The sequence below is a fragment of the Burkholderia sp. Bp8963 genome (assembly GCF_003854275.1).
In the GTDB taxonomy this organism is placed as follows: domain Bacteria; phylum Pseudomonadota; class Gammaproteobacteria; order Burkholderiales; family Burkholderiaceae; genus Burkholderia.
Genome location: NZ_QTQP01000033.1, coordinates 61,484 through 85,681 on the forward strand (window position 1 = coordinate 61,484; position 24,198 = coordinate 85,681).

Below are 24,198 nucleotides of genomic sequence, written 5' to 3' on the forward strand. Positions count from 1 at the left end.
GCGCCGGCCCCCTCAACCTCTTAACTTTGCTTCGCTAACCGATGAATTTGCTGAAACGTTACGCTGTGCCCGTTGCCTGCGCGGCGGCCGTCCTGGCGCTGGGGGCCTGCTCGTCGACGAAGGACGCGCGTCGCGTGCCGACGCCGCTCACCGAGTTCAAATCCGTCCTCGACGTGCAACAGGTCTGGTCGGCGAGCGTCGGCAAGGGCGATCGCTACCTGTTCTCGCCGGTGGCGGTGGGCGATGCCGTGTACGCGGCCGGCGCGAACGGCTCGGTCGAGAAGATCGACGCGAAGACCGGGCAGCGGATCTGGCGCACCAAGCTCGATTCGGACCTGTCGGCGGGTGTCGGCAGCGACGGCAACCTGACCGCGGTCGGCGCGCTGAAGGGCGGCGTGTTCGTGCTCGGCCAGGACGGCAAGCTGCTGTGGAAGACGTCCGTGCAGGGCGAGATCTTCTCGCCGCCGCTCGTCGGCAACGGTCTCGTGATTGTCCGCACGATCGACGGCCAGGTGATCGCGTTCAATGCGCAGACGGGCGAGCAGAAGTGGAACTACCGCAACCGCGCGGTGCCGCTGAACCTGCGCGTGTCGGCGGGCATGACGTTCGCGGGCGACGCCGCGGTGCTCGCGGGCTTCCCGGGCGGCGGCCTCGTCGCGATCAACCTGCAGACGGGCGAGCCGTACTGGCAGACGCCCGTGTCGTTCCCGAAGGGCGTGACGGAAGTCGAGCGCATCAACGACGTCAGCGGTCCGCCGACGCTCGTCGGCGCCGAAGCCTGCGCGGTGACGTTCCAGGGCCAGCTCGGTTGCTTCGACGCGAACTCGGGGCGCCCGCTGTGGGAAAAGACGTTCTCGAGCCGCAGCGGCCTCGCGCAGGACGATTCGGTCGTCGCGGGCGGCGACGACTGGTCGGTCGTGAGCGCGTACGACGCGGCAAGCGGCAACGAGCTGTGGCGCAACGAGAAGCTGAAGAGCCGTGACGTCGGCGTGCCCTATCTGCTCGGCCATGCAGTCGTGATGGGCGACTACAAGGGCTTCGTGCATTTCCTGTCGCGCGAGGATGGCAGCTTCATCGCGCGGATGAAGACCGACGGCAGCGCGATCACGGCGGCGCCCGTTCTCGCGGGCAACACGCTCGTCGTGCAGACGAAGGATGGTGGCCTGTACGGCTTCCGTCCGCGCTGACGCGCAACGGCGCGCAGGCCGCGGCGCGGGCAGGTCCCGCATGCCGCGCCGGCGCGTGAAATGATGGCGGCCGGTGTCCCCGGCCGCTCGGTATTTGAAAGGCAGTTCGAGAGAAAGCATGATGGCGCGCAGTGCGCGCCTGGCGCGCGCATCCGGCGCGGCGCGAATTCGTGATATTTTCATTCAGCGCAGCCGCCCGCAGCAGCGGGCCTCCCGCTGCTGCGCATCACCGTAGACAACACAGATGAAACCGGTCATTGCCCTCGTTGGGCGCCCCAATGTGGGGAAATCCACGCTGTTCAACCGGCTCACGCGCTCGCGCGATGCGCTGGTCGCTGACTTGCCGGGCCTGACGCGCGATCGCCATTACGGCGAAGGTCGGGTCGGCGAGCGGCCTTATCTCGTCGTCGACACGGGCGGCTTCGAGCCGGTCGCGAAGGACGGCATCCTGCACGAGATGGCGCGCCAGACGCGCCAGGCGGTCGAAGAGGCCGACGTCGTCGTGTTCATCGTCGACGGCCGCAACGGGCTCGCGCCGCAGGACAAGTCGATCGCCGACTACCTGCGCAAGACCGGCCGGCCGATCTTCCTCGTCGTCAACAAGGCCGAGGGGATGAAGTACACGGCGGTCGCGTCGGACTTCTACGAGCTCGGGCTCGGCGATCCGCGCGCGATCTCGGCGGCGCACGGCGACGGCGTCACCGACATGATCAACGAGGCGCTCGAGGTCGCGTACGCGGATCAGCCGGATGAAGAGGACGACAACGATCCGTCGCGCGGCATCAAGATCGCGATCGTCGGGCGGCCGAACGTCGGCAAGTCGACGCTCGTCAACGCGCTGATCGGCGAAGACCGCGTGATCGCATTCGACATGCCGGGCACGACGCGCGACTCGATCTACGTCGACTTCGAGCGTAACGGCAAGAAATACACGCTGATCGACACGGCCGGCCTGCGCCGCCGCGGCAAGGTATTCGAAGCGATCGAAAAGTTCTCGGTCGTGAAGACGCTGCAGTCGATCTCCGACGCGAACGTCGTCATTCTTCTGCTGGACGCGCAGCAGGACATTTCCGACCAGGACGCGCATATCGCGGGCTTCGTCGTCGAGCAGGGCCGTGCGCTCGTGATCGGCGTCAACAAGTGGGACGGGCTCGACGAGCACGCGCGCGATCGCGCGAAAGCGGATTTGACCCGCAAGCTGAAGTTCCTCGACTTCGCGAAGTCGCACTTCATTTCCGCCGCGAAGAAGACGGGCATCGGCACGCTGATGCGCTCGGTCGACGACGCGTATGCGGCGGCGATGGCGAAGCTGCCGACGCCGAAGCTCACGCGCGCGCTGATCGAGGCGGTCGAGTTCCAGCAGCCGCGCCGCCGCGGCCCCGTGCGCCCGAAGCTGCGCTACGCGCACCAGGGCGGCCAGAATCCGCCGATCATCGTGATCCATGGCAATGCGCTCGATGCCGTGACGGAAACCTACAAGCGCTACCTGGAGAACCGTTTCCGCGAAACTTTCTCCCTGACCGGGACTCCATTGCGCATAGAGTTCCGTTCGTCGAACAATCCGTACGCGGACAAGAGCTGAACGCACGCCCCGCAACGGCTAGGCCGTATGGCCTACGCCCGGGCGGGGCAGGTAAAATCGGCTATAGTGTAGCGATTGGCGCCGGATCTCTTTTTCTTCGTCGCCAATCCAGATCAACCTGCAAAAAAAGATGGAGTACGCCATGAGCAACAAAGGGCAATTGTTACAAGACCCGTTTTTGAACGCACTGCGCAAGGAGCACGTGCCCGTTTCGATCTATCTCGTCAACGGCATCAAGCTCCAAGGGAACATCGAATCGTTCGACCAGTACGTCGTGTTGCTCCGTAATACGGTAACCCAGATGGTCTACAAGCACGCCATCTCGACGGTCGTACCGGCGCGCCCGGTGAATTTCCACCCGGACGCGGAAGCCACGTCCTAACCCATCGCCGCGGCCGGCATCCGGTCGCCGCGTGCGACCGATGCCAGCCGCCACATCTTGACACCCGATAATTTGATCAACGCAGCGCTCGTCGGCATCGATTTCGGCAAGACCGATTTCGAAGCCAGTCTCGAAGAACTCAGTCTTCTCGCATCCAGCGCGGGTGCGCATCCCGCCGTCACGCTGACCGGCCGCCGGTCCAGTCCCGATGCCGCGATGTTCGTCGGCAGCGGCAAAGCCGAGGAATTACGGCTCGCCTGCGAAGCCAACGACGTCGAAATCGTCATCTTCAACCACGCACTGGCGCCGGCCCAGCAACGCAATCTGGAGCGTGCGCTTAACAGGCGGGTGGTCGACCGCACGAGTCTGATCCTCGACATCTTCGCGCAGCGTGCGCGCAGTCACGAAGGCAAGCTGCAGGTCGAGCTCGCGCAGCTGCAATACCTGTCGACCCGGCTGATCCGCGCGTGGACCCACCTCGAGCGGCAAAAGGGTGGTATCGGCCTGCGCGGCCCCGGCGAAACCCAGCTCGAAACCGACCGCCGGCTGATCGGCGAACGCATCAAGATGCTGAAGTCGCGGCTCGAACGGCTGCGCCGGCAGCACCACACGCAACGCCGCCAGCGGGCGCGCAGCGGCACGATGTCGGTATCGCTCGTCGGCTACACGAACGCGGGCAAGTCGACGCTCTTCAATGCACTGACGAAAGCGCAGGCCTATGCGGCCGACCAGCTGTTCGCGACGCTCGATACGACGTCGCGGCGCGTGTACCTCGGCGACGAGGTGGGCCAGATCGTCGTGTCGGACACCGTCGGTTTCATCCGCGAACTGCCGCACCAGCTCGTCGCTGCGTTCCGCGCGACGCTCGAGGAAACAATCCACGCGGACCTGCTGCTGCACGTCGTCGATGCGTCGAGCGCGGTGCGGCTCGAGCAGATCGAGCAGGTCAACGAGGTGCTGCACGAGATCGGCGCGGACACGGTCCGGCAGATCCTGGTGTTCAACAAGATCGACGCCGTGCCTGAGCTGGCGGCCCGCGGCGACGCGGTCGAGCGGGACGAGTATGGTAATATTTCGCGCGTCTTTTTGAGCGCGCGCACCGGTCAGGGTCTTGACGCGCTGCGCGCCGCCATTGCCGAGATCGCTTCCGCGGAACACCTTTCGGGCGCGATGCCGTTCGACGGCACGCCTGCAGAATCACACGAAGACCACACGCTTTCCGAACACGGGCGCTAACCGGTCCCGGCCGGTTCGCCGGCGTCCAATCTGGTGAACACACTCTGGTGAACGAATACAACGAGCGGAGTAACGGGCGGCGGATGCGCGCCTTGCTGTCGATCAACGATCCCCGCTGGGGACGTGGCGAAGGCAATGGCGGGACCCAGCCCCGCGCGAATGAATCGAAGCGCCCGCCGGGCGGTGATGGCGAAGGTCCCCCCGATCTCGACGAAATGTGGCGCAACTTCAACCGGCGCCTGAGCGGCCTGATTGGCGGCAAGGGCGGCAACGGTTTTCGTCCGGACAATGGCCGTGCCGCGCGGGTCGGCGTCGGCATCGTGATCGGCGTGCTCGTCGCGGTCTATGCGGGCAGCGGCCTGTTCGTCGTGCAGGAGGGCCAGACGGGCGTCGTGCTGCAGCTCGGCCGCCTTGCCGGCACCGTCGGCCAGGGCGTGCACTGGCGCGCGCCGTATCCGTTCGGGTCGCATGAAATCGTCGACACGACGCAGGTCCGTTCGATCGAGATCGGCCGCAACAACGTCGTGCGTATCGCGAACGTCAAGGAAGCGTCGATGCTGACCCGCGACGCGGACATCGTCGACGTACGCTTCTCGGTCCAGTACCGGATTCGCTCGGCGACCGACTACCTGTTCCGCAGCGTCGATCCGGAGCGCAGCGTGTCGCAGGCCGCGCAGGCCGCGGTGCGCGCGATCGTCGGCACGCGCAGCGCGGCGGACATCCTGAGCCAGGATCGCGATGCGCTGCGCCAGCCGCTGACCGAAGCGATCCAGCGCGATCTCGACCGCTACCAGACAGGCCTCGAGGTGACCGGCGTGACGATGCAGAGCGTTGCCGCGCCCGAGCAGACGCAGGCCGCGTACGCCGAAGTGGCGAAGGCGCGGGATGAGCGCGAAGCGGCGAAGCGTGCCGCGCATGCGTCTGCGAGCGACCTGCTGCCGAAGGCACAGGGCGATGCGGCGAAGCTCGTCGACGACGCGAAGGCGTATGCGGATCGCGTCGTCACGCAGGCGGAAGGCGACGCCGAGCGGTTCAAGCAGGTCTATGCGCAGTACTCGAAGGCGCCGGCCGTGATCCGCGAACGGATGTACCTGGAGACCATGCAGGAAATCTATTCGAACTCGACGAAAGTTTTCGTCGGTAACAAGGGCGGCAACAACGTGCTGTACCTCCCGCTCGACAAGCTGGTCGAGCAGGGCCGTCAGGGCGCGGCGAAAGCGGCACCGTCGTCCGGCGCAGCCGCGCCCGACGCGGCATCCGCGGCGGCCGCAAGCTCGGCGCCGACTGCTGCTGCGCCTGCCAGTGCGGCCGCGGCCGCGCCGGCGCCAGGCAGCGACGTGCTGCGATCGCGCGAAGCGTTCCGCAGCCGGTCGCGCGAAGACGATCTGAAGTAACGGGGGCGCATGTCATGAATCGAATCATTGCGCTCGTCGTCGCGATCGTGATCGCGGCCTTCGCCGCGTCGTCGACCGTGCTGACCGTCGATCCGCGCCATATGGCCGTATTGTCCGGCCGCGCCGGCGAGCAGCCGTCGCTGGCTGGTCCCGGTGTCCATTTCAAGCTGCCGCCGCCGTTGCAGGCGGCGACGCTGATCGACACGCGCCTGCAGTCGCTCGAGTCGGCCGATCCGCAGCAGTTCTCGACCGCCGACAAGCACGACCTGCTCGTCGGCTACGCGGTCAAGTATCGGATCGCCGATCCGATGAAGTATTTCATCGCGACGGGCGGTGAGCCGGCTGCGGCCGCCGACCGGCTGACCGCCGCGATGAAGGGTGCGCTGGGCGATGCGATCGGCCAGCACGCGCTCGACGATGCGATCGGCGCGCAGCGCGCGATCGGCGACTCGGCCCGCGGCGTATTGCAGGCGAAGGCGTCCGCGTTCGGTGTCGACGTGGCCGACGTCCAGCTCACGCGTGTCGACCTGCCGGCAGCGCAGGCCGACGCCGCGTATCAGCGGATGATCACGGCGCTGCATGGTCAGGCTGAGCAGGTCCGCGCCGAGGGCGCAACGGACGTCGAGCAGATCAAGGCGGACGCGGAGCGCGAGCAGCAGGCCGTGATCGCCAACGCGTACAAGAGCGCGCAGACGATCAAGGGCGAGGGCGATGCGAAGGCCGCGACGATCGCCGCCGATGCGTACGGCCGCGATCCGCAGTTCTACCAGTTCTACGCGAGCCTGCAGGCCTATCGGAATACCTTCAAGCGCAACGACATCATCGTCGTCGATCCTGACAGCGAGTTCTTCCGCTTCATGCGCAGCCCGACGGGCGGTGCCGCACCGGCGGCGCCCGCTCCCCGCAAACATTGACCTTGGGGCGCCGTTTCGTGCGGCGCCGTCGCTCGCATGGACCTGGCTGGCTCGTTGTTGCTCGCAGTTGCGCTGATGTTGATCATCGAGGGGGCGTTCCCCTTCGTGTTTCCCGTCGCCTGGCGCGACACGTTTCGTAGAATAGCGGAGCGGCCGCCGCATCATATCCGGATCGGCGGGCTGATCGTGATGGCGCTCGGGCTCACGCTGCTGCTGCTCGCCTCCTGATCCGGACGGCGCACGGGCCCGTCCGCTTCCACCCGAATCCGATTCACCCGCGGTGCGCGTGTCGTGCGCCGTGTTTCCTGTCGTAGGACCGTACCGATGTCGACCTGGTTACTTCCCGAGAATATCGCCGACGTACTGCCGTCGGAAGCACGCAAGATCGAGGAGCTGCGCCGCAGGCTGCTCGATCGCTTCCGTTCGTACGGCTACGAGATGGTGATGCCGCCGCTGCTCGAATACCTCGAGTCGCTGCTGACGAGCGGCGGCAACGATCTGCGCCTGCGCACCTTCAAGCTCGTCGATCAGCTGTCGGGGCGCACGCTCGGCCTGCGCGCGGACATCACGCCGCAGGTCGCGCGCATCGACGCGCATCTGCTGAACCGTCAGGGCGTGACACGCCTCTGCTATGCGGGCAACGTGCTGCATACGCGTCCGCGCGGCCTGCACGCGACGCGCGAGCAGATCCAGATCGGCGCGGAGATCTACGGCCACGCGGGGCTCGAAGCTGATCTCGAGGTCCAGCAGCTGATGCTCGACGCGCTGCACCTGACCGGCCTGTCGAAGATCCGGCTCGACCTGTGCCACGCCGGGGTGCTGGCGGCACTGTTTGCGCGCGATGCGCAGGCGGCCGAGCGCGGCGAGGCGCTCTACGATGCGCTGTCGGGCAAGGACGTGCCGCTGCTGAACGAGTTGACCGACGACCTCGGCGCCGACACGCGCGCCGCGCTGCGCGCGCTGCCGCACCTGTACGGCGATGCGAGCGTGCTCGACGAGGCGCGCGCGAAGCTGCCCGCGCTGCCCGAAATCACCCGCGCGCTCGACGACCTCGCGCAGCTCGCGGCCCAGGTGAAGGACGCCGAAGTGGCGATCGACCTGGCGGATCTGCGCGGCTATGCGTACCACAGCGGCGCGATGTTCTCCGCGTACGTCGACGGCGTGCCGAACGCGGTCGCCCGCGGCGGCCGCTACGACCATGTCGGCCAGGCATACGGCCGTGCGCGTCCGGCAACCGGCTTCTCGCTCGACCTGCGCGAACTCGCGCGGATCTCGCCCGTCGAGGCGCGCGGCACGGCGATCCTCGCGCCGTGGGCGCAGGACGACGCGCTGCGTGCGGCCGTCGCGGCGCTGCGCGATGCGGGCGAAGTGGTGATCCAGGCGCTGCCTGGGCACGATCACGTGCTCGACGAGTTCGCGTGCGACCGTTCGCTCGTCGAGCGCGGCGGCGCATGGGTGGTCGAACCCCGTTAATAGGCGTTCGCGGACCGCGTTTCGGCATCCATATCGTTGAAGCGAAACGGAAAAATTCGGAATCGTCCGCGAACATAGGTAGAATACGTTTTTAACCAGCTAACGAATCAACATGTCTGCCAGCGCAGTGAATGTGACTCCCGGGCGCAATGTCGTCGTCGTGGGGACTCAGTGGGGTGATGAAGGCAAAGGCAAGATCGTCGACTGGCTGACGGACCACGCTCAAGGCGTCGTGCGTTTCCAGGGCGGCCACAACGCCGGCCACACCCTCATCATCGGCGGCAAGAAAACCATCTTGCGCCTCATCCCGTCGGGCATCATGCGTGAAGGCGTCGCCTGCTACATCGGCAACGGCGTCGTCCTGTCCCCCGAGGCACTGTTCAAGGAAATCGGCGAACTCGAAGAGGCCGGCCTGAACGTGCGCGAGCGTCTGTTCATTTCCGAAGCAACCACGCTGATCCTGCCGTATCACATCGCGATCGACCAGGCGCGCGAAGCGCGCAAGGGCGCGGGCAAGATCGGCACGACCGGCCGTGGCATCGGCCCTGCGTACGAAGACAAGGTCGGCCGCCGCGCACTGCGCGTGCAGGACCTGTTCGACGCGAAGACCTTCGCCGACCGCCTGCGCGAGAACCTCGACTTCCACAACTTCGTGCTGACCCAGTACCTGGGCGGCGCGGCAGTCGACTTCCAGGCCACGCTCGACACGATGCTCGGCTACGCCGACCGCCTGAAGCCGATGGTGGCCGACGTGTCGCGCCGCCTGTACGACGCGAACAACGCGGGCCAGAACCTGCTGTTCGAAGGCGCGCAAGGCACGCTGCTCGACATCGATCACGGCACCTATCCGTTCGTCACGTCGAGCAACTGCGTCGCCGGCGCGGCGGCGGCCGGCGCGGGTGTCGGTCCGCAGAAGCTCAACTACATCCTCGGCATCACGAAGGCGTATTGCACGCGCGTCGGTTCGGGCCCGTTCCCGAGCGAGCTGTACGATGCCGACAACCCGAAGCGCCAGGACCAGATCGGCATCACGCTCGCGAACGTCGGCAAGGAATTCGGTTCGGTCACGGGTCGCCCGCGCCGCACCGGCTGGCTCGACGCGGCCGCGCTGCGCCGCTCGATCCAGATCAATGGCGTGTCGGGCCTGTGCATGACGAAGCTCGACGTGCTCGACGGCCTCGACGAGGTCAAGCTGTGCGTCGGCTACAAGATCGACGGCAAGGATGCGGACATCCTGCCGCGCGGCGCGGCCGATGTCGCCCGCTGCGAGCCTGTGTACGAGACGTTCGTCGGCTGGAAGGAAAGCACCGTCGGCATCAACACGTGGGATGCGCTGCCGGAAAACGCCCGTGCGTACCTGACCCGCGTGCAGGAAGTGGCCGGCGTGCCGATCGACATGGTGTCGACCGGTCCGGACCGCGACGAAACGATCCTGCTTCGCCATCCGTTCAAGGTTTGATTTTTTGATGACGCAGCAAAATACGATGACGGCGGCACTCGTGATGAGCGATCCGCGCAACGACGACAAGAACCTGTGGGTAGGCTGGGATGAGTATCACCGCCTGATCGAGCTGCTCGCACTTCAGGTGCACGAATCCGGCTGGAAATTCGACCAGATCCTGTGTCTCGCGCGCGGCGGCCTGCGCGTCGGCGATCAACTGTCGCGCATCTACGACGTGCCGCTCGCGATTCTCGCGACCAGTTCGTACCGGGAAGCCGCCGGCCGCGAGCAGGGCGACCTCGATATCGCGCAGTACATCACGATGACGCGCGGCCAGCTCGCGGGCAACGTGCTGCTGGTGGACGACCTCGTCGATTCCGGCGTCACGCTCGCGCGCGTTCAGGAGCACCTGAGGGAGCGTTATCCGGCCGTCACGGCCGTCCGCTCGGCGGTGCTCTGGTACAAGGGTTGCTCGAAGGTGAAGCCCGATTACCACGTGCAGTTCCTGCCGACGAATCCGTGGATCCATCAGCCGTTCGAGGAGTGGGACACGGTTCGCCCGCACAATCTCGAAGCCTGGATCAAGCGCGGCAACGCGCAGCGTAACGGCGGGGGCGCGTAAGCGCCTGCCTGCCGATCGCTGGAGACCCTTGCACGGCGCCGCTTGCGGCGCCGTTTTTCATGGGCGGGGCGCGGCGCAGGGTAGGCAGACTCCGCTGCCGCGGATATGATGGCTGGCCCTGCCACAGCTCGCGCCGCATTGCATGCCCGGTGTGGATCACGTGGCTTTGCGGCAACAGGGCCGGGCGGCGTTTAATGCATGTATAGGTAGAATAGCGCTCGTTTTGTCCGCTCCGGACCCGATTATTACGCTTCATATGAACGACACGACCCACGCGACCCACGCGACTGACGCGGTCCACGCGCCGCACTCGCCGACGCAACAACATTCGCTGCAGGCACTCGCGATTGCTGCGATCGGCGTCGTGTTCGGCGACATCGGCACGAGCCCGCTGTATTCGCTGAAAGAGGCGTTCAGCCCCGCGCACGGCATCCCGCTTACCGAAGGCTCGATTCTCGGGGTGATCTCGCTGCTGTTCTGGGCAATCATCCTGGTGGTCGGGATCAAATACCTGCTGTTCGTGATGCGCGCCGACAACAACGGCGAGGGCGGCGTACTGGCGCTGATGGCGCTGTCGCTGCGGCCGCTCGATTCGAAGAGCCGCGTGACGGGCGCGCTGATGGCACTCGGGATTTTCGGCGCGTGCATGTTCTACGGCGACGCGGTGATCACGCCGGCGATCTCGGTGATGTCGGCGGTCGAAGGTCTCGAGATTGCGACCCCGCACCTGTCCCATCTCGTGTTGCCGATCACGATCGTGATCCTGATCGCGCTGTTCTGGATCCAGCGCCACGGCACCGCGACGGTCGGCAAGCTGTTCGGCCCGATCATGGTGCTGTGGTTCGTCGCGATCGCGGCGCTCGGCGTGTATCACATCGCACGCGTGCCGGGCATCATCGCGGCAATCAATCCGTACTACGCGGTGTCGTTCATGTCGGCCCACGTGTTGCAGGCCTACGTCGTGCTTGGCTCGGTCGTGCTGGTGCTGACGGGTGCCGAAGCGCTGTACGCGGACATGGGCCATTTCGGCGCGAAGCCGATCCGCCTCGCCGCGTACGGGCTCGTGATGCCGTCGCTCGTGCTCAACTATTTCGGCCAGGGCGCGCTGCTGATCCAGAACCCGAAGGCGATCGAGAACCCGTTCTTCCTGCTCGCACCCGACTGGGGGCTGCTGCCGCTCGTCATCCTGTCGACGGTCGCGACCGTGATCGCGTCGCAGGCGGTGATTTCCGGCGCCTATTCGCTGACCTCGCAGGCGATCCAGCTCGGCTACGTGCCGCGCATGAAGGTGCTGCACACGTCCGAACTGGCGATCGGCCAGATCTATGTGCCGGTCGTGAACTGGCTGCTGCTGTTCGTGATCCTCTGCATCGTGATCGGCTTCAAGAGCTCGGACAACCTCGCCGCCGCATACGGAATCGCGGTGACCGCGACGATGGTGATCACGACCGTGCTCGCCGCGGTCGTGATGGTGAAGGTGTGGAACTGGAACAGGCTGCTGGTCGGCGCGATCATCGCCGTGTTCATGGCGGTCGACCTCGGCTTCTTCGGCGCGAACCTGCTGAAGGTCGCGCAGGGCGGCTGGCTGCCGCTCGGCATCGGCGCGCTGCTGTTCTTCCTGCTGATGACCTGGTACAAGGGGCGTCACATCGTCAAGGAGCGCACGGCGGCCGACGGTATCCCGCTCGAGCCGTTCCTGCAGGGCTTGCTTGCGCATCCGCCGCACCGCGTGTCGGGCACCGCGATCTACCTGACCGGCAACGACAAGCTCGTGCCCGTCAGCCTGCTGCACAACCTGAAGCACAACAAGGTGCTGCACGAGCGCACCATCTTCCTCACGTTCGTGACGCGCGACATCCCGTATGTGCGCGACGACAAGCGGCTGAGTTCGCGCGACGCGGGCGGCGGCCTGTATATCGTGAGGGCCGAATACGGCTTCAACGAGACGCCGGACGTGAAGGCGGTGCTCGAGGAATTCGGGCGCACGCACGAGATGACGTTCGAACTGATGGATACGTCGTTCTTCCTCGCTCGTGAAACGGTCGTGCCGACGCAGCTGCCCGGCATGTCGATCTGGCGCGAACGCGTGTTCGCGTGGATGCACCAGAATGCCGCGAAGCCGACCGACTTCTTCGCGATTCCGGCCAACCGCGTGGTCGAGCTCGGCACGAAGATCGAGATCTGACGCGACGGCGGGACGCGAGTCCCGTCAGTCACGGAACGAAAAAAAGCCCCGCCATCGAGCGGGGCTTTCTGTTTCCGCGATTGTTTCCGCGATTTTTGCCGTGATCGCGGGGCTCAGCGCTGCTTGAGCTTCGCGAATGCGGCGGCCATTGCGCCAGCCGGTTCCGGCTCGCGCGAGCGGGCCGGACGCGCCTGGGCGCGGCCTGCGCCGCCGCGATCCTGCTGGCCGCCACGCGCGGCCGCGCCGCCGGTGCTGCCTGCTCCGACTTCATCGTCGAGACGCATCGTCAGCGCGATACGCTGGCGCTTGACGTCGACGTCGAGCACCTTGACCTTGACTACCTGGCCGGCCTTCACGACCTCGTGCGGATCCTTGATGAACTTGGTCGACATCGCGGACACGTGCACGAGGCCGTCCTGATGGACGCCGACGTCGACGAACGCGCCGAACGCGGCCACGTTGGTCACCACGCCTTCGAGGAGCATGCCCGGCGCCAGATCCGACACCTTCTCGACGCCATCACGGAACGTCGCGGTCTTGAATTCCGGACGCGGGTCGCGGCCCGGTTTCTCGAGTTCGGACAGGATGTCGCGCACGGTCGGCAGGCCGAAGCGCTCGTCGACGAACTCGGCGGGCGACAGGCCCGCAAGCGCGTCGCGGCTGCCGAGCACGTCGTCGATGCGCTTGCTGATCTTCGCGAGGATCCGCTCGACGACCGGATACGCTTCCGGGTGCACCGACGAGCGGTCGAGCGGGTTCTCGCCGCCGTTGATGCGCAGGAAGCCGGCTGCCTGCTCGAAAGTCTTGTCGCCGAGGCGCGGTACCTTGCGCAGTTGCTCGCGCGACGGGAACGGACCGTTCGCGTCGCGGTAGTCGACGATATTGCGCGCGAGCGTCGCGTTCAGGCCCGACACGCGTGCCAGCAGCGCGGCCGACGCGGTGTTCGCGTCGACGCCGACCGCGTTCACGCAGTCCTCGACCACCGCATCGAGCGACCGTGCGAGTTCGCGCTGGTTGACGTCGTGCTGGTACTGGCCGACGCCGATCGCCTTCGGCTCGATCTTGACGAGTTCCGCGAGCGGATCCTGCAGGCGGCGTGCGATCGACACGGCGCCACGCAGCGACACGTCGAGTTCGGGAAATTCCTTCGCGGCGAGCTCGGACGCCGAATAGACGGACGCGCCGGCTTCCGACACGACGATCTTCTGCAGGCGCAGTTCGGGGTGCTTCGAAATCAGCTCGCTCGCGAGCTTGTCGGTTTCGCGCGACGCGGTGCCGTTACCGATGCTGATCAGTTCCGCCTGCGTGTGCGCGGCGATGCGCGCGAGCCGCGCAATCGAGCCGTCCCAGTCGCGGCGCGGCTCGTGCGGGTAGATCGTATCGGTCGCGAGCAGCTTGCCGGTACGATCGACGACCGCGACCTTCACGCCGGTACGCAGGCCGGGGTCGAGACCGATCACGGCCTTCGGGCCTGCCGGCGCGGCGAGCAGCAGATCCTTCAGGTTGCGGGCGAACACGCGGATCGCCTCGGTCTCGGCGGTCTCGCGCAGTTGCGTCAGCAATTCGTTTTCAATGTGCGGCTGCACCTTTACTCGCCAGCACCAGCGGCACACGTCGGACAGCCACTTGTCGGCCGGCCGGCTCTGGTTCGCGATGCCGAAATGGCGCGCGATCATGGCTTCGCCCGGGTGCGGCACTTGCGCGTCGAGTTCTTCGCCGAGGCCGAGCTTGATGGTCAGCACGCCCGCATTGCGGCCGCGGAACAGCGCGAGCGCGCGGTGCGACGGTACGGTCCTGATCGTTTCCGCGTAGTCGTAATAGTCGCGGAATTTCTCGCCTTCTTCGTTCTCCTTGCCTTCGACGACTGCCGACGACACGACACCCTGATTGTGCAGATAGTCGCGCAGCTTGCCGAGCAGCTCGGCCGTCTCGCCGAATTGCTCGGACAAAATGTCGCGGGCGCCGTCGAGCGCGGCCTTCACGTCGGCAACGCCCTTGTCGGCGTCGACGTAGGCGGCCGCCTCGGTCTGCGGGTCGAGCAGCGGATTGCCGAGCAGCGCCTGCGCGAGCGGCTCGAGGCCGGCTTCGCGGGCGATCTGCGCGCGCGTGCGGCGCTTCGGCTTGTACGGCAGATAAAGGTCTTCGAGCACCTGCTTGCTGTCGGCGGCGTCGATCGCGGCGCGCAGCTCGTCGGTCAGCTTGCCTTGCTCGTCGATGCTCGTGAGGATCGTGGCGCGGCGCTCTTCGAGTTCGCGCAGGTACAGCAGACGTTCTTCGAGCTGGCGCAGCTGCGTATCGTCCAGGTTGCCGGTCACTTCCTTGCGGTACCGGGCGATGAACGGAACGGTCGAGCCTTCGTCGAGGAGTTGCACTGCCGCCGCGACCTGGCGCGGCTGGACGGTCAGTTCGGTGGCGATGCGCTGTACGATCTTGAGTGCTACGTTTTCCGTCATGTCGTGGATGATCTGCCTGCTGATATCGCGGCGCGGGCCGGCGGGGCCCGCGTGGCGGGGCTCTCGCTGCGCGCCCGGCGATCCTGACGCCGCGGGTGAGTGAAGCGGGGCATTTTGCCATAAATGGCGAAGCGCCCATCCGCGGGGTGATAGAATTTGACCTATGTCCCGCAGCTTTCCTACGACGTTGCCAACCTCCCGTTTTCCTCTCGTCGCGCTCGGCGCAGCGCTCGCTGCGGCTTTGTCCTTCGGGCCGGCCGGCGCGCACGCGCAGGCGTCGGCTGCCGCCGCTTCGGCGCCCGTTGCGAACGGCGCCGCCCCCGATTTCGACGCCCGTCAAAAAGTGCTCAATCACCGCACGGCCGAAAACGATTATCGTTATGCGGTGGCGGAGCACGATTGCTACAGCAAGTTCTTCGTCAATTCCTGTCTCGGCAACGCGCGCGACAAGATGCGCGAGGAGCGCGCGAGCATCCGGCAGGAGCAGCTGGCGCTCGACGACGAGCAGCGCGCGGTGCGGGCGCAGCAGCGCGACCAGCAAATCGCGGTGAAACAGGCGCAAAATGCAGCGGAAGCGCCGCAGCGCGCAGCGAACGAAGCGGCCAACGCGGCCGCCTACCGCGACAAGCAGCAGCAAAACGCGCTGAAGCAAACGCAGCGTGGCGCGGAAGGCCCGCAGCACGCGGCGAGCCGGCAGGCTTACGACCAGAAGCAGGCCGATTTCCAGCGCAAGCTCGACGCCGCGCACCAGCAGGCGGCCCAGAAGGCGCAGGAACGGGCGGACAACGCGGCGCGCTACGAGCAGAAGCAGAAGGAAGCAGCGCAGCACAAGGCCGACGTGGAACAGCGGCAGAAGGAAGCGGCCGAGAAGGCCAGGCAGCAACAGCAGCAGGGGCAGTAACGTGTTGGAACGTTGAACCGGGCAGCAGTCCCGAGCGCGCCGGCGTGCAACCCGGCGTGCTGCTTCGATGAGGAGGTGCATATGCAAAACCGTCACGCGGAACAGCAGCAGGAATTGCACAACCGTTTGGCTTCATTGGAGGAGCTCCATGCTCAGCTCGCTCGTGAGATCGAGCTGAAGGAAGGGCGGTCCGACATCGACGACATCACACTGCACAGGCTGAAGAAGGAAAAGCTTGCGGCCAAAGACAAAATCATCATGCTGCAATCGCAGCTGGAACCGGATAAGCGCGCCTGAGCGCGGCCTGGCAAGCGCCGGCGCCGCAACGGGCGCTGGACACAGGAACGCTTGCCTTGAATTCACCGCTTGAAGCCACCCCCGATGCCCGGCGAGACAGCTCGTCCGCCGGGCGCGTTCGTGCGCCCGAAGCTGCCTTCGAGCTGAGCCGCAAGCGCGTCGACGAACTCGACACGATCTTCGGCGACGGCGGGCTGTTCGCGCGCGCGCTCGACGGCTACCGGCCCCGTGCGTCGCAGATCGAGATGGCGCGCGCGGTTGCGGCTGCGATGGAGGCATCCGCGCGCCGGATGCCCGAACCCGAGATCTTCGACACGCGCAAGCGTCCGGCACGCCGGTTGCAGAACGATGCAGACAAGGGCAGCGCGGCCGAGGCCGGCGCGGACGGCGGCGCCGATGCGGATGCGGACAGCGACGCCGGTGACGCCGGCGACAACACGTTGATCGTCGAGGCCGGCACGGGCACCGGCAAGACCTATGCGTATCTCGTGCCCGCGATGCTATGGGGTGGCAAGGTCATCGTGTCGACGGGCACCAAGCACCTGCAGGACCAGCTGTTCCAGCGCGACATCCCGACCGTGCGCGACGCGCTCGCGGTGCCGGTGACGGTCGCGATGCTGAAGGGGCGCGCGAACTATCTGTGCCACTACTACCTGCAGCGCACGGCCGACAACGGGCGGCTGCCATCGCGCCAGGACACGGCCTACCTGCAGGAAATCGTCCGCTTCGCGAAGATCACGAAGAGCGGCGACAAGGCCGAACTCGCGAGCGTGCCGGAGACGTCGCCCGTGTGGTCGATGGTCACGTCGACCCGCGACAACTGCCTCGGCCAGGAATGCCCGCACTACAAGGATTGCTTCGTGATGCAGGCGCGGCGTGAGGCCCAGCAGGCCGACGTCGTCGTCGTCAATCACCACCTGTTCTTCGCGGACATCATGCTGCGCGACACCGGCATGGCCGAGCTGCTGCCGACCGCAAACACGGTCATCTTCGACGAGGCGCACCAGCTGCCCGAGACGGCGACGCTGTTCTTCGGCGAGACGCTGTCGACGACGCAGATCCTCGAGCTCGCGCGCGACACGGTCGCGGAAGGCCTGAGCCACGCGCGCGACGCGGTCGAGTGGGTGAAGCTCGGCGGCGCGCTCGAGCGCGCGGCGCGGGACCTGCGGCTCGCGTTCGCGGACGACACGATCGTGCGCATGTCGCTCGCGCAGCTCGGCGACGACCACCCGATGTTCGGTGCGCTCGACGGGCTCGAGGCCGCGCTCGATGCGCTCGCATCGGCGCTCGCGAGCCAGGCCGAACGGGCGGAATCGCTCGGCGCATGCCTGCGGCGCGCGCGCGAGCTGCAGGAACTGCTGGCCGGCTGGGTCGCACCGGGCGCCGCACAGGAGGCCGCTCGGGCCGAAGCGTCCGGGCCGACGGCCGGCGCTGGCGACGACCTCAACGAGAAAGTGCGCTGGGTCGAGGTGTTCTCGCATACCGTCCAGCTGCACGAAACGCCGCTGTCGGTCGCGCCGATCTTCGCGAAACAGCGCGCCGGCGTGCCGCGCGCATGGGTCTTCACGTCGGCGACGCTGTCGGTGCGCGGCGATTTCACGCACTATGCGGCACAAATGGGGCTCAGCTCGCGCCGTTCGATGACGCTCGCGAGCCCGTTCGACTACCAGACGCAGGGGCTGCTGTACGTGCCGCGCAACCTGCCGCAGCCGTCGTCGCCGGCGTTCACGGATGCTGTATTCGACGCCGCGCTGCCGGCGATCGAGGCGTCGGGCGGCGGGGTATTCATGCTGTGCACGACGTTGCGCGCGGTCGACCGGATCGCCGCGAAGCTGCGTGACGTGATCGAATCGCGTGGCTGGAATACGCCGCTCCTCGTGCAGGGCGATGCGAGCCGCACCGAGCTGCTCGACCGCTTCCGTGCATACGGCAACGCGATCCTCGTCGGCAGCCAGAGCTTCTGGGAAGGCGTTGACGTGCGCGGCGACGCGCTGTCGCTCGTCGTGATCGACAAGCTGCCGTTCGCGCCGCCCGACGATCCGGTGCTGGCCGCGCGCCTCGAGGCACTGACGAAGAAGGGCTTGAGCCCGTTTGCCGTGCATCAGCTGCCGCAGGCGGTGATCACGCTGAAGCAGGGCGCGGGTCGTCTGATTCGCGCGGAAACGGATCGCGGCGTGCTGATGATCTGCGACACGCGCCTCGTCGACAAGCCCTACGGGCGCCGGATCTGGCAGAGCCTGCCGCCGTTCAAGCGCACCCGCGAGATCGAGGTCGTCGAGGAGTTCTTCGCCGAACACCGGGCGGCCAGGCGCGTGTAATCGCTACGCGCCGGCCGGCCGCGCGCGGTGCGTTGCGGCCGGTCGACAGGGACAAAAAAACCGGCCGCAAGGGCCGGTTTTTTGCTGGACACTGCGGGATGCATGCGGGATGCAACCCGGTCGGTCAGAACTGCCACCACGACTTCTTCGCCCCGGGGCGCGCGTGGCCCGTGACGTACGGGCTGTCCGGGAACGTGCCCGCGAGCACACGCTTCGTGTCCTCGGCGAGTTGCGGCTGGTTCAGCTTGCCGTATGACAGGATCATGATGTGCAGTGCATCCTCGATCGCCGGCGCGCCCTTGTAGTCCTTGATCGCGAGCTGGGCACGATTGATTGCCGCGACATATGCGCCGCGGCGGTAGTAGTAGTCCGCGGCGTGCACTTCGTGCGACGCGAGCGCGTTGACGATATAGCGCATCCGGGCCGCGGCGTCGGGCGCGTACTTGCTCTTCGGGTAACGATCGACGACGACCTTGAACGCATCGTACGACTCGCGCAGCGCCTGCGGGTCGCGTTCGCTCATGTCCTGGCCGGAGAAACGGCCGAACAGGCCCAGGTCGTCGTTGAAGTGGATCATCCCCTTCAGGTAGTACGCGTACGGGATATCCGGATGATCGGGGTGGAGCTGGATGAAGCGGTCGACGGCCTGGTCGGCGGCAGCCGCTTCGTTGTCCTTCCAGTTGCAATATGCAACGTTGATCTGCGCCTGCTGCGCGAAATGCCCGAACGGGTCGCGACCCTGCAGCGCCTCGAAGTATTTCGCGCACTTGCCCCAGTCGCCGCCGGACAGCGCGTCCTGGGCCTCTGAGTATAATTTGTTGCTCGACCAGGTCGCTGTCTCGTCCTGCTTCTGCGGCAAGCCGTGGCAGCCCGCGATGAGGGCCGCGGCTGCAACCGCCGTAGCCCGGGCGACGACGGTTCTTGCCGCACGTTTGGTCGAATTCATCATGCTCGCATGTCCTAGCTTCAAGTCTCGGTGACCCAGTCTAAATGACCCGTTCAAGTTCGCAGAATGCCCAGCCGGGCAAGCCAAATCGCGAAGATTATAGCCCAAGCGATCGGCCAGCCGACGCTGCTTCCGGCGATTCGCTCGACGACGATCTGACCGGCGACGCGCTGCAGTCGTCCGTCGTGCCGCCAGTTGCGGCCGACGAAGCGCCGCGCGTCGTCGAAGTTCCCGCGTCGCTTGCCGGCGAACGCCTCGACAAGGCGCTCGCCCAACTCTTTCCCGAATTCTCCCGCAGCCGGCTGCAGAGCTGGATCGACGCCCAGCGGGTGCGCATCGATGGCGCGCCCGCGAAGGTCCGCCAGCCGGTGCCGCTCGGCGCGACCATCGAGCTCGTGCCCGACCTCCTGCCGGAGCAGCTCGCGTTCACGCCGGAGCCGGTGCCGCTCGACATCGTCTACGAGGACGACGCGCTCGTCGTCATCAACAAGCCGGCGGGCCTCGTCGTGCATCCCGCGGCGGGCAACTGGAGCGGCACGATCCTCAACGGGTTGCTGCACCGCTACGGCGACGCGGCGGCCGGCCTGCCGCGCGCCGGCATCGTCCACCGGCTCGACAAGGAAACGTCGGGCCTGATGGTGGTTGCGCGCACGCTCGCTGCCCAGACCGATCTCGTCCGCCAGCTGCAGGCGCGCACCGTGAAGCGCCGCTATTTTGCGCTCGTGTGGGGCACGATGCCCGAAGAAGGCACGATCGACGCGCCGATCGGCCGCGATCCGCGCGAGCGCACCCGGATGGCGGTCGTGACGGGCGCGTCGGGCAAGCCCGCACGCACGCATTTCCGCACGGTTGACACATGTTTGTGGCAACGTCAGCCGGTTTCGGCGATCCAGTGCGATCTCGAGACGGGCCGCACCCACCAGATCCGCGTGCATTGCTCGCACGTCGGGCATCCGCTGCTCGGCGACCCGGTGTACGGGCGCGCGCGCGGCAAGCGGTCGGTGCAGCCGCTGCCGGACGGCTTCGCGCGGCAGGCGCTGCACGCGTGGCGCCTTGGTCTCGTGCATCCGGTGACGGGCAGGACGATGCAATGGCGCTGCCCGCTGCCGGACGACATGACCGCGCTCGTCGAGGCGCTCGGATTCGGGCAGGACAACGCCGATTTCGACGATGAAGGGGCGTACGACGACGATTTCGGCGGCGAGTATGACGACGAGCCGTATCAGGACGATGAGGAGGAGTGAGTGCCGATGACGAATCTGGCGCCATTGACGTGGCAGGACTGCGTGCAGCCCGACTGGCAGGTGTCGCCGCGCGTGCGCGCGCTGATCACGACGCGCGACGGCGGGGTCAGCGAGGGCCCGTGCGGGCGCTGGCAGGCGGGCGCCGCACAGCCGGGCGGGATGAATCTCGGTCTGCATACGGGCGACGATCCGGCACATGTCGCCGAGAACCGCGCGCGACTGCTGGCGCTCGCGGGCGAGCCGCGCGCGGCGTGGCTCGAGCAGGTGCACGGGGCACGGGTCGTGCGCGCGGACGAAGTGATCGCGGCCGATCCTGCTGCCGCCGCGCCGGTGCAGGCCGACGCGAGCGTGACGGACCGCGCGCATGCGATCTGCGTCGTGATGGTCGCCGACTGCCTGCCCGTGCTGCTGTGCGATGCGCAGGGGCGCGCGGTGGGCGCCGCGCACGCGGGCTGGCGCGGGCTTGCGGCCGGCATCGTCGAGGACACCGCGGCGCGCGTTGCAGCGCTTGCCGGCGGTGAGCCGGACGGCCTGCGCGCGTTCCTCGGGCCGGCGATCGGCCCGCACGCGTTCGAGGTCGGCGCGGACGTGCGCGACGCATTTCTCGACACGGCCCCGCAGTCGGAGCATGATGAAACCCGGCATGCGTTCGCCGCGATCGACGGCGCGCCCGGCAAGTATCTTGCCGATCTCTATGCGCTGGCCCGGCTGCGACTCGCGCGCGCGGGCGTGACGCACGTGAGCGGTGGCGGCGCGTGCACGGTCACCGAGCAGGCGCGCTTTTATTCTTATCGGCGCGACCGGGTGACGGGCCGCATGGCCGCTGCCATCTGGCTTGCCGATTGATTTCGCGTTAGGCTTGCTGCGATGCAGAATCGATTTATCCCGGTATTTATGCGGCGTTTCGGCGTTGCTTGCGCGGTCGAATGAAAAAAAGCGAAGTCAAGCGGATCAAAATGTTTTCCCGTTCGCCGGAAGCCTTGTCCCGCCTGTTGTGCGTGGATTATCTCCGTGCCGAAAACGACAATGGTTTGACGCAGTGCTTCACATGGGGAAAACGATAATGATAAAAATACCGCACTGCGGCAGAATCTGGAGATGCCTCTCCAGAGCATGACGGCCCGGCTCGCTTGGCCGGCATGCCGCGCCACGAGCAGGATTTCCACGATAGACGCTCAGGAATCACCGGTAAGGCAGGTAATGACAGCATCGAAAAACTCGTCGACGTCCGCACAGGCGGACACTTCCACTGGCCGCCAGGCATTCGACCAGGCAGTCCAGCCGATGCAGCAGATGTTCGAGGCGTGGTTGACCGCGTGGCGAGGCTTCGCGGATCCGGCTCGGGCCGCGACCGCGTCGGCCGCGACGAATCCGTTCGCGACATTTCAGTTCCCCAAAACGTTTCCGTTCCAGATGCCGTCGATGCCCGATTTCGGCGTTGCGGCGTCGCCGTTCGCGGGCATGAAGCTGCCGGTGGCCGCGGTGCCGCCGGAACGCCTGCAGAAGCTGCAGGCCGACTATGCGCGCGACTGCATGACGCTGATGCAGCAGGCGACCGCCACGACGCTCGATGTGCCTGAACTGAAGGATCGCCGTTTCAGCGGCGACGCATGGAAGGCCTCGCCCGCGCATGCGTTCGCGGCGGCGTGGTACCTGCTCAATGCGCGTTACCTGCAGGAACTCGCCGACTCGCTCGAGACCGATCCGAAGACCCGCGAGCGGATCCGCTTCGCGGTCCAGCAATGGACGGCGGCGGCGGCCCCGAGCAACTATCTCGCGCTCAACCCGGACGCGCAGAAATCGATCCTCGAGACGCAGGGCGAGAGCCTGCGGCAGGGGATGATGAACCTGCTCGGCGACATGCAGCGCGGCAAGATTTCGCAGACCGACGAATCGCAGTTCGTGGTCGGCAAGAATCTCGGCTGCACTGAAGGCGCGGTCGTCTACGAGAACGACCTGATCCAGCTGATCCAGTACCAGCCGAAGACGGAGACGGTCTTCGAACGGCCGCTCCTGATCGTGCCGCCGTGCATCAACAAGTTCTACATCCTCGACCTGCAGCCCGAGAATTCGCTGGTCGCGCACGCGCTGTCGTGCGGCCACCAGGTGTTCCTCGTGTCGTGGCGCAACGCGGACGCGTCGGTCGCCCACAAGACCTGGGACGACTACATGAACGAAGGTCTGCTCGCCGCGATCGATGCGGTGCAGCAGATCAGCGGCCGCGAGCAGATCAACACGCTCGGCTTCTGCGTCGGCGGCACGATGCTGGCGACCGCACTGTCGGTGCTGGCCGCGCGCGGCGAGCACCCGGCCGCGTCGATGACGCTGCTCACCGCGATGCTCGACTTCTCCGATACGGGCGTCGTCGACGTGTTCGTCGACGAGGCGCACGTGCAGATGCGCGAGCAGACGATCGGCGGCAAGAACGGCACGCCGCCCGGGCTGATGCGCGGCGTCGAGTTTGCGAACACGTTCTCGTTCCTGCGCCCGAACGATCTCGTGTGGAACTATGTCGTCGACAACTACCTGAAGGGCCGCACGCCGGCACCGTTCGACCTGCTGTACTGGAACGGCGACTCGACGAACCTGCCCGGCCCGATGTACGCGTGGTACCTGCGCAATACCTATCTCGAGAACCGGCTGCGCGTGCCGGGCGCGCTGACCGTGTGCGGCGAAGCAGTCGACCTGTCGCGCATCGACGTGCCGACGTTCATCTACGGCTCGCGCGAGGATCACATCGTGCCGTGGAAGACGGCCTATGCATCGGCGTCGATCCTCACGGGCCCGCTGAGGTTCGTGCTGGGCGCGTCGGGCCACATCGCCGGCGTGGTCAACCCGCCCGCGAAGAAGAAGCGCAGCTACTGGGTCAACGACGACAGCCTGCCCGAATCGGCCGACGACTGGTTCGCCGGCGCGACCGAGCATCCGGGCAGCTGGTGGCCGACGTGGGTCGAATGGCTCGACCAGTACGGCGGCCGCAAGGTGGCGCCGCCCGCGCAGCTCGGCTCGGCGCAGTTCCCGGTGATCGAGCCGGCGCCTGGCCGCTACGTGTTGCAGCGCGATTGACGAATGCCGGACAGCGGCGCACGCTGTCCGGTACGCCGAAGTTTTTTTAACAGGGCGGGTAGCGACGCGTCGTGTCGCGCCGGCCCGGAGGAAAGTGAAATGACCGACGTAGTGATCGTATCGGCCGCGCGGACCGCGGTCGGCAAATTCGGCGGCACGCTTGCGAAGATCGCGGCGCCGGAGCTGGGCGCAACGGTGATCCGCGCGGTGCTGGAGCGGGCCGGCGTGAAGCCGGAGCAGGTGAGCGAAGTGATCATGGGCCAGGTGCTGGCGGCCGGCTCGGGCCAGAACCCCGCGCGGCAGTCGCTGATCAAGGCCGGGCTGCCGAGCGCGGTGCCGGGGATGACGATCAACAAGGTGTGCGGCTCGGGCCTGAAGGCGGTGATGCTGGCGGCGAACGCGATCGTGGCGGGCGACGCGGACATCGTGATCGCGGGCGGCCAGGAGAACATGAGCGCGGCGCCGCACGTGCTGCCGGGCTCGCGCGACGGGTTCCGGATGGGCGACGCGAAGCTGGTCGACACGATGATCGTCGACGGCCTGTGGGACGTCTACAA

At 66.8% G+C, this 24,198-nt stretch carries 20 protein-coding genes; 18 read left to right on the forward strand and 2 right to left on the reverse strand.

What is annotated here, in order from left to right:
• The first annotated feature begins 41 nt into the window (after positions 1-41).
• From bamB to DID96_RS25050, 11 genes are all read left to right on the forward strand, one after another.
• Entirely contained in the window at positions 42-1,187 is a 1,146-nt protein-coding gene (gene bamB, locus DID96_RS24990; RefSeq protein ID WP_124601934.1) for an outer membrane protein assembly factor BamB, read from the forward strand.
• Positions 1,188-1,431: 244 nt separating this feature from the next.
• Entirely contained in the window at positions 1,432-2,769 is a 1,338-nt protein-coding gene (gene der, locus DID96_RS25000) for a ribosome biogenesis GTPase Der (protein ID WP_124601935.1), read from the forward strand.
• A 142-nt stretch (positions 2,770-2,911) separates the two neighbouring features.
• Positions 2,912-3,151 carry an RNA chaperone Hfq gene (hfq, locus tag DID96_RS25005; RefSeq protein WP_047901242.1) on the forward strand — a complete coding sequence of 80 codons (240 nt, stop codon included), beginning with the start codon at positions 2,912-2,914 and terminating at the stop codon, positions 3,149-3,151.
• A 72-nt stretch (positions 3,152-3,223) separates the two neighbouring features.
• Positions 3,224-4,387 (forward strand): GTPase HflX, encoded by a 1,164-nt coding sequence (hflX, locus tag DID96_RS25010; RefSeq protein WP_185732352.1) that lies wholly within the window; start codon positions 3,224-3,226, stop codon positions 4,385-4,387.
• Between the two features lie 47 nt (positions 4,388-4,434).
• A complete protein-coding gene (hflK, locus tag DID96_RS25015) occupies positions 4,435-5,781 on the forward strand; it encodes an FtsH protease activity modulator HflK (RefSeq protein ID WP_124601937.1) in 1,347 nt (448 codons plus the stop codon).
• 14 nt (positions 5,782-5,795) lie between these two features.
• On the forward strand, positions 5,796-6,695 hold the full coding sequence (gene hflC, locus DID96_RS25020; RefSeq protein ID WP_124601938.1) for a protease modulator HflC: 900 nt from the start codon (positions 5,796-5,798) through the stop codon (positions 6,693-6,695).
• Between the two features lie 36 nt (positions 6,696-6,731).
• Complete coding sequence (locus DID96_RS25025) at positions 6,732-6,923, forward strand: DUF2065 domain-containing protein (protein ID WP_124601939.1); 192 nt, start codon at positions 6,732-6,734, stop codon at positions 6,921-6,923.
• A 96-nt stretch (positions 6,924-7,019) separates the two neighbouring features.
• Positions 7,020-8,168, forward strand: coding sequence for an ATP phosphoribosyltransferase regulatory subunit (locus DID96_RS25030; protein ID WP_124601940.1), 1,149 nt, complete (start codon positions 7,020-7,022; stop codon positions 8,166-8,168).
• A gap of 112 nt (positions 8,169-8,280) precedes the next feature.
• The gene (locus DID96_RS25035) at positions 8,281-9,627 is read left to right on the forward strand and encodes an adenylosuccinate synthase (protein ID WP_124601941.1); all 1,347 of its coding nucleotides are present in this window, start codon (positions 8,281-8,283) and stop codon (positions 9,625-9,627) included.
• A gap of 7 nt (positions 9,628-9,634) precedes the next feature.
• Positions 9,635-10,231 (forward strand): phosphoribosyltransferase, encoded by a 597-nt coding sequence (locus tag DID96_RS25040; protein ID WP_124601942.1) that lies wholly within the window; start codon positions 9,635-9,637, stop codon positions 10,229-10,231.
• Between the two features lie 256 nt (positions 10,232-10,487).
• Positions 10,488-12,416: a potassium transporter Kup gene (locus tag DID96_RS25050; protein ID WP_185732351.1), complete on the forward strand. Its 1,929-nt coding sequence runs from the start codon at positions 10,488-10,490 to the stop codon at positions 12,414-12,416.
• A gap of 113 nt (positions 12,417-12,529) precedes the next feature.
• Here the strand turns inward: DID96_RS25050 and DID96_RS25055 are convergent, their stop codons facing one another.
• Positions 12,530-14,869: a Tex family protein gene (locus DID96_RS25055; protein ID WP_124601943.1), complete on the reverse strand. Its 2,340-nt coding sequence runs from the start codon at positions 14,867-14,869 to the stop codon at positions 12,530-12,532.
• A gap of 163 nt (positions 14,870-15,032) precedes the next feature.
• Here DID96_RS25055 and DID96_RS25060 point away from each other — a divergent pair, with 163 nt between their 5' ends.
• The 3 genes from DID96_RS25060 to DID96_RS25070 all read left to right on the forward strand — a co-directional run bounded on the left by DID96_RS25060 (position 15,033) and on the right by DID96_RS25070 (position 18,385).
• Positions 15,033-15,770: a hypothetical protein gene (locus tag DID96_RS25060; RefSeq protein WP_124601944.1), complete on the forward strand. Its 738-nt coding sequence runs from the start codon at positions 15,033-15,035 to the stop codon at positions 15,768-15,770.
• A gap of 81 nt (positions 15,771-15,851) precedes the next feature.
• Positions 15,852-16,067 carry a YdcH family protein gene (locus DID96_RS25065; RefSeq protein WP_124601945.1) on the forward strand — a complete coding sequence of 72 codons (216 nt, stop codon included), beginning with the start codon at positions 15,852-15,854 and terminating at the stop codon, positions 16,065-16,067.
• Positions 16,068-16,123: 56 nt separating this feature from the next.
• The gene (locus DID96_RS25070) at positions 16,124-18,385 is read left to right on the forward strand and encodes an ATP-dependent DNA helicase (protein WP_124601946.1); all 2,262 of its coding nucleotides are present in this window, start codon (positions 16,124-16,126) and stop codon (positions 18,383-18,385) included.
• Between the two features lie 124 nt (positions 18,386-18,509).
• Here the strand turns inward: DID96_RS25070 and DID96_RS25075 are convergent, their stop codons facing one another.
• A complete protein-coding gene (locus tag DID96_RS25075) occupies positions 18,510-19,334 on the reverse strand; it encodes an outer membrane protein assembly factor BamD (protein ID WP_124601947.1) in 825 nt (274 codons plus the stop codon).
• A gap of 41 nt (positions 19,335-19,375) precedes the next feature.
• Between DID96_RS25075 and DID96_RS25080 the strand changes: the two genes are divergently transcribed.
• From DID96_RS25080 to DID96_RS25095, 4 genes are all read left to right on the forward strand, one after another.
• Positions 19,376-20,575 (forward strand): RluA family pseudouridine synthase, encoded by a 1,200-nt coding sequence (locus DID96_RS25080; protein WP_124601948.1) that lies wholly within the window; start codon positions 19,376-19,378, stop codon positions 20,573-20,575.
• Positions 20,576-20,581: 6 nt separating this feature from the next.
• The gene (pgeF, locus tag DID96_RS25085) at positions 20,582-21,421 is read left to right on the forward strand and encodes a peptidoglycan editing factor PgeF (protein WP_124601949.1); all 840 of its coding nucleotides are present in this window, start codon (positions 20,582-20,584) and stop codon (positions 21,419-21,421) included.
• 354 nt (positions 21,422-21,775) lie between these two features.
• Positions 21,776-23,641 (forward strand): class I poly(R)-hydroxyalkanoic acid synthase, encoded by a 1,866-nt coding sequence (gene phaC, locus DID96_RS25090; RefSeq protein ID WP_124601950.1) that lies wholly within the window; start codon positions 21,776-21,778, stop codon positions 23,639-23,641.
• A gap of 99 nt (positions 23,642-23,740) precedes the next feature.
• Positions 23,741-24,198: beta-ketoacyl synthase N-terminal-like domain-containing protein (locus DID96_RS25095; protein ID WP_311767770.1), on the forward strand; the 458-nt coding region annotated here is incomplete at its 3' end.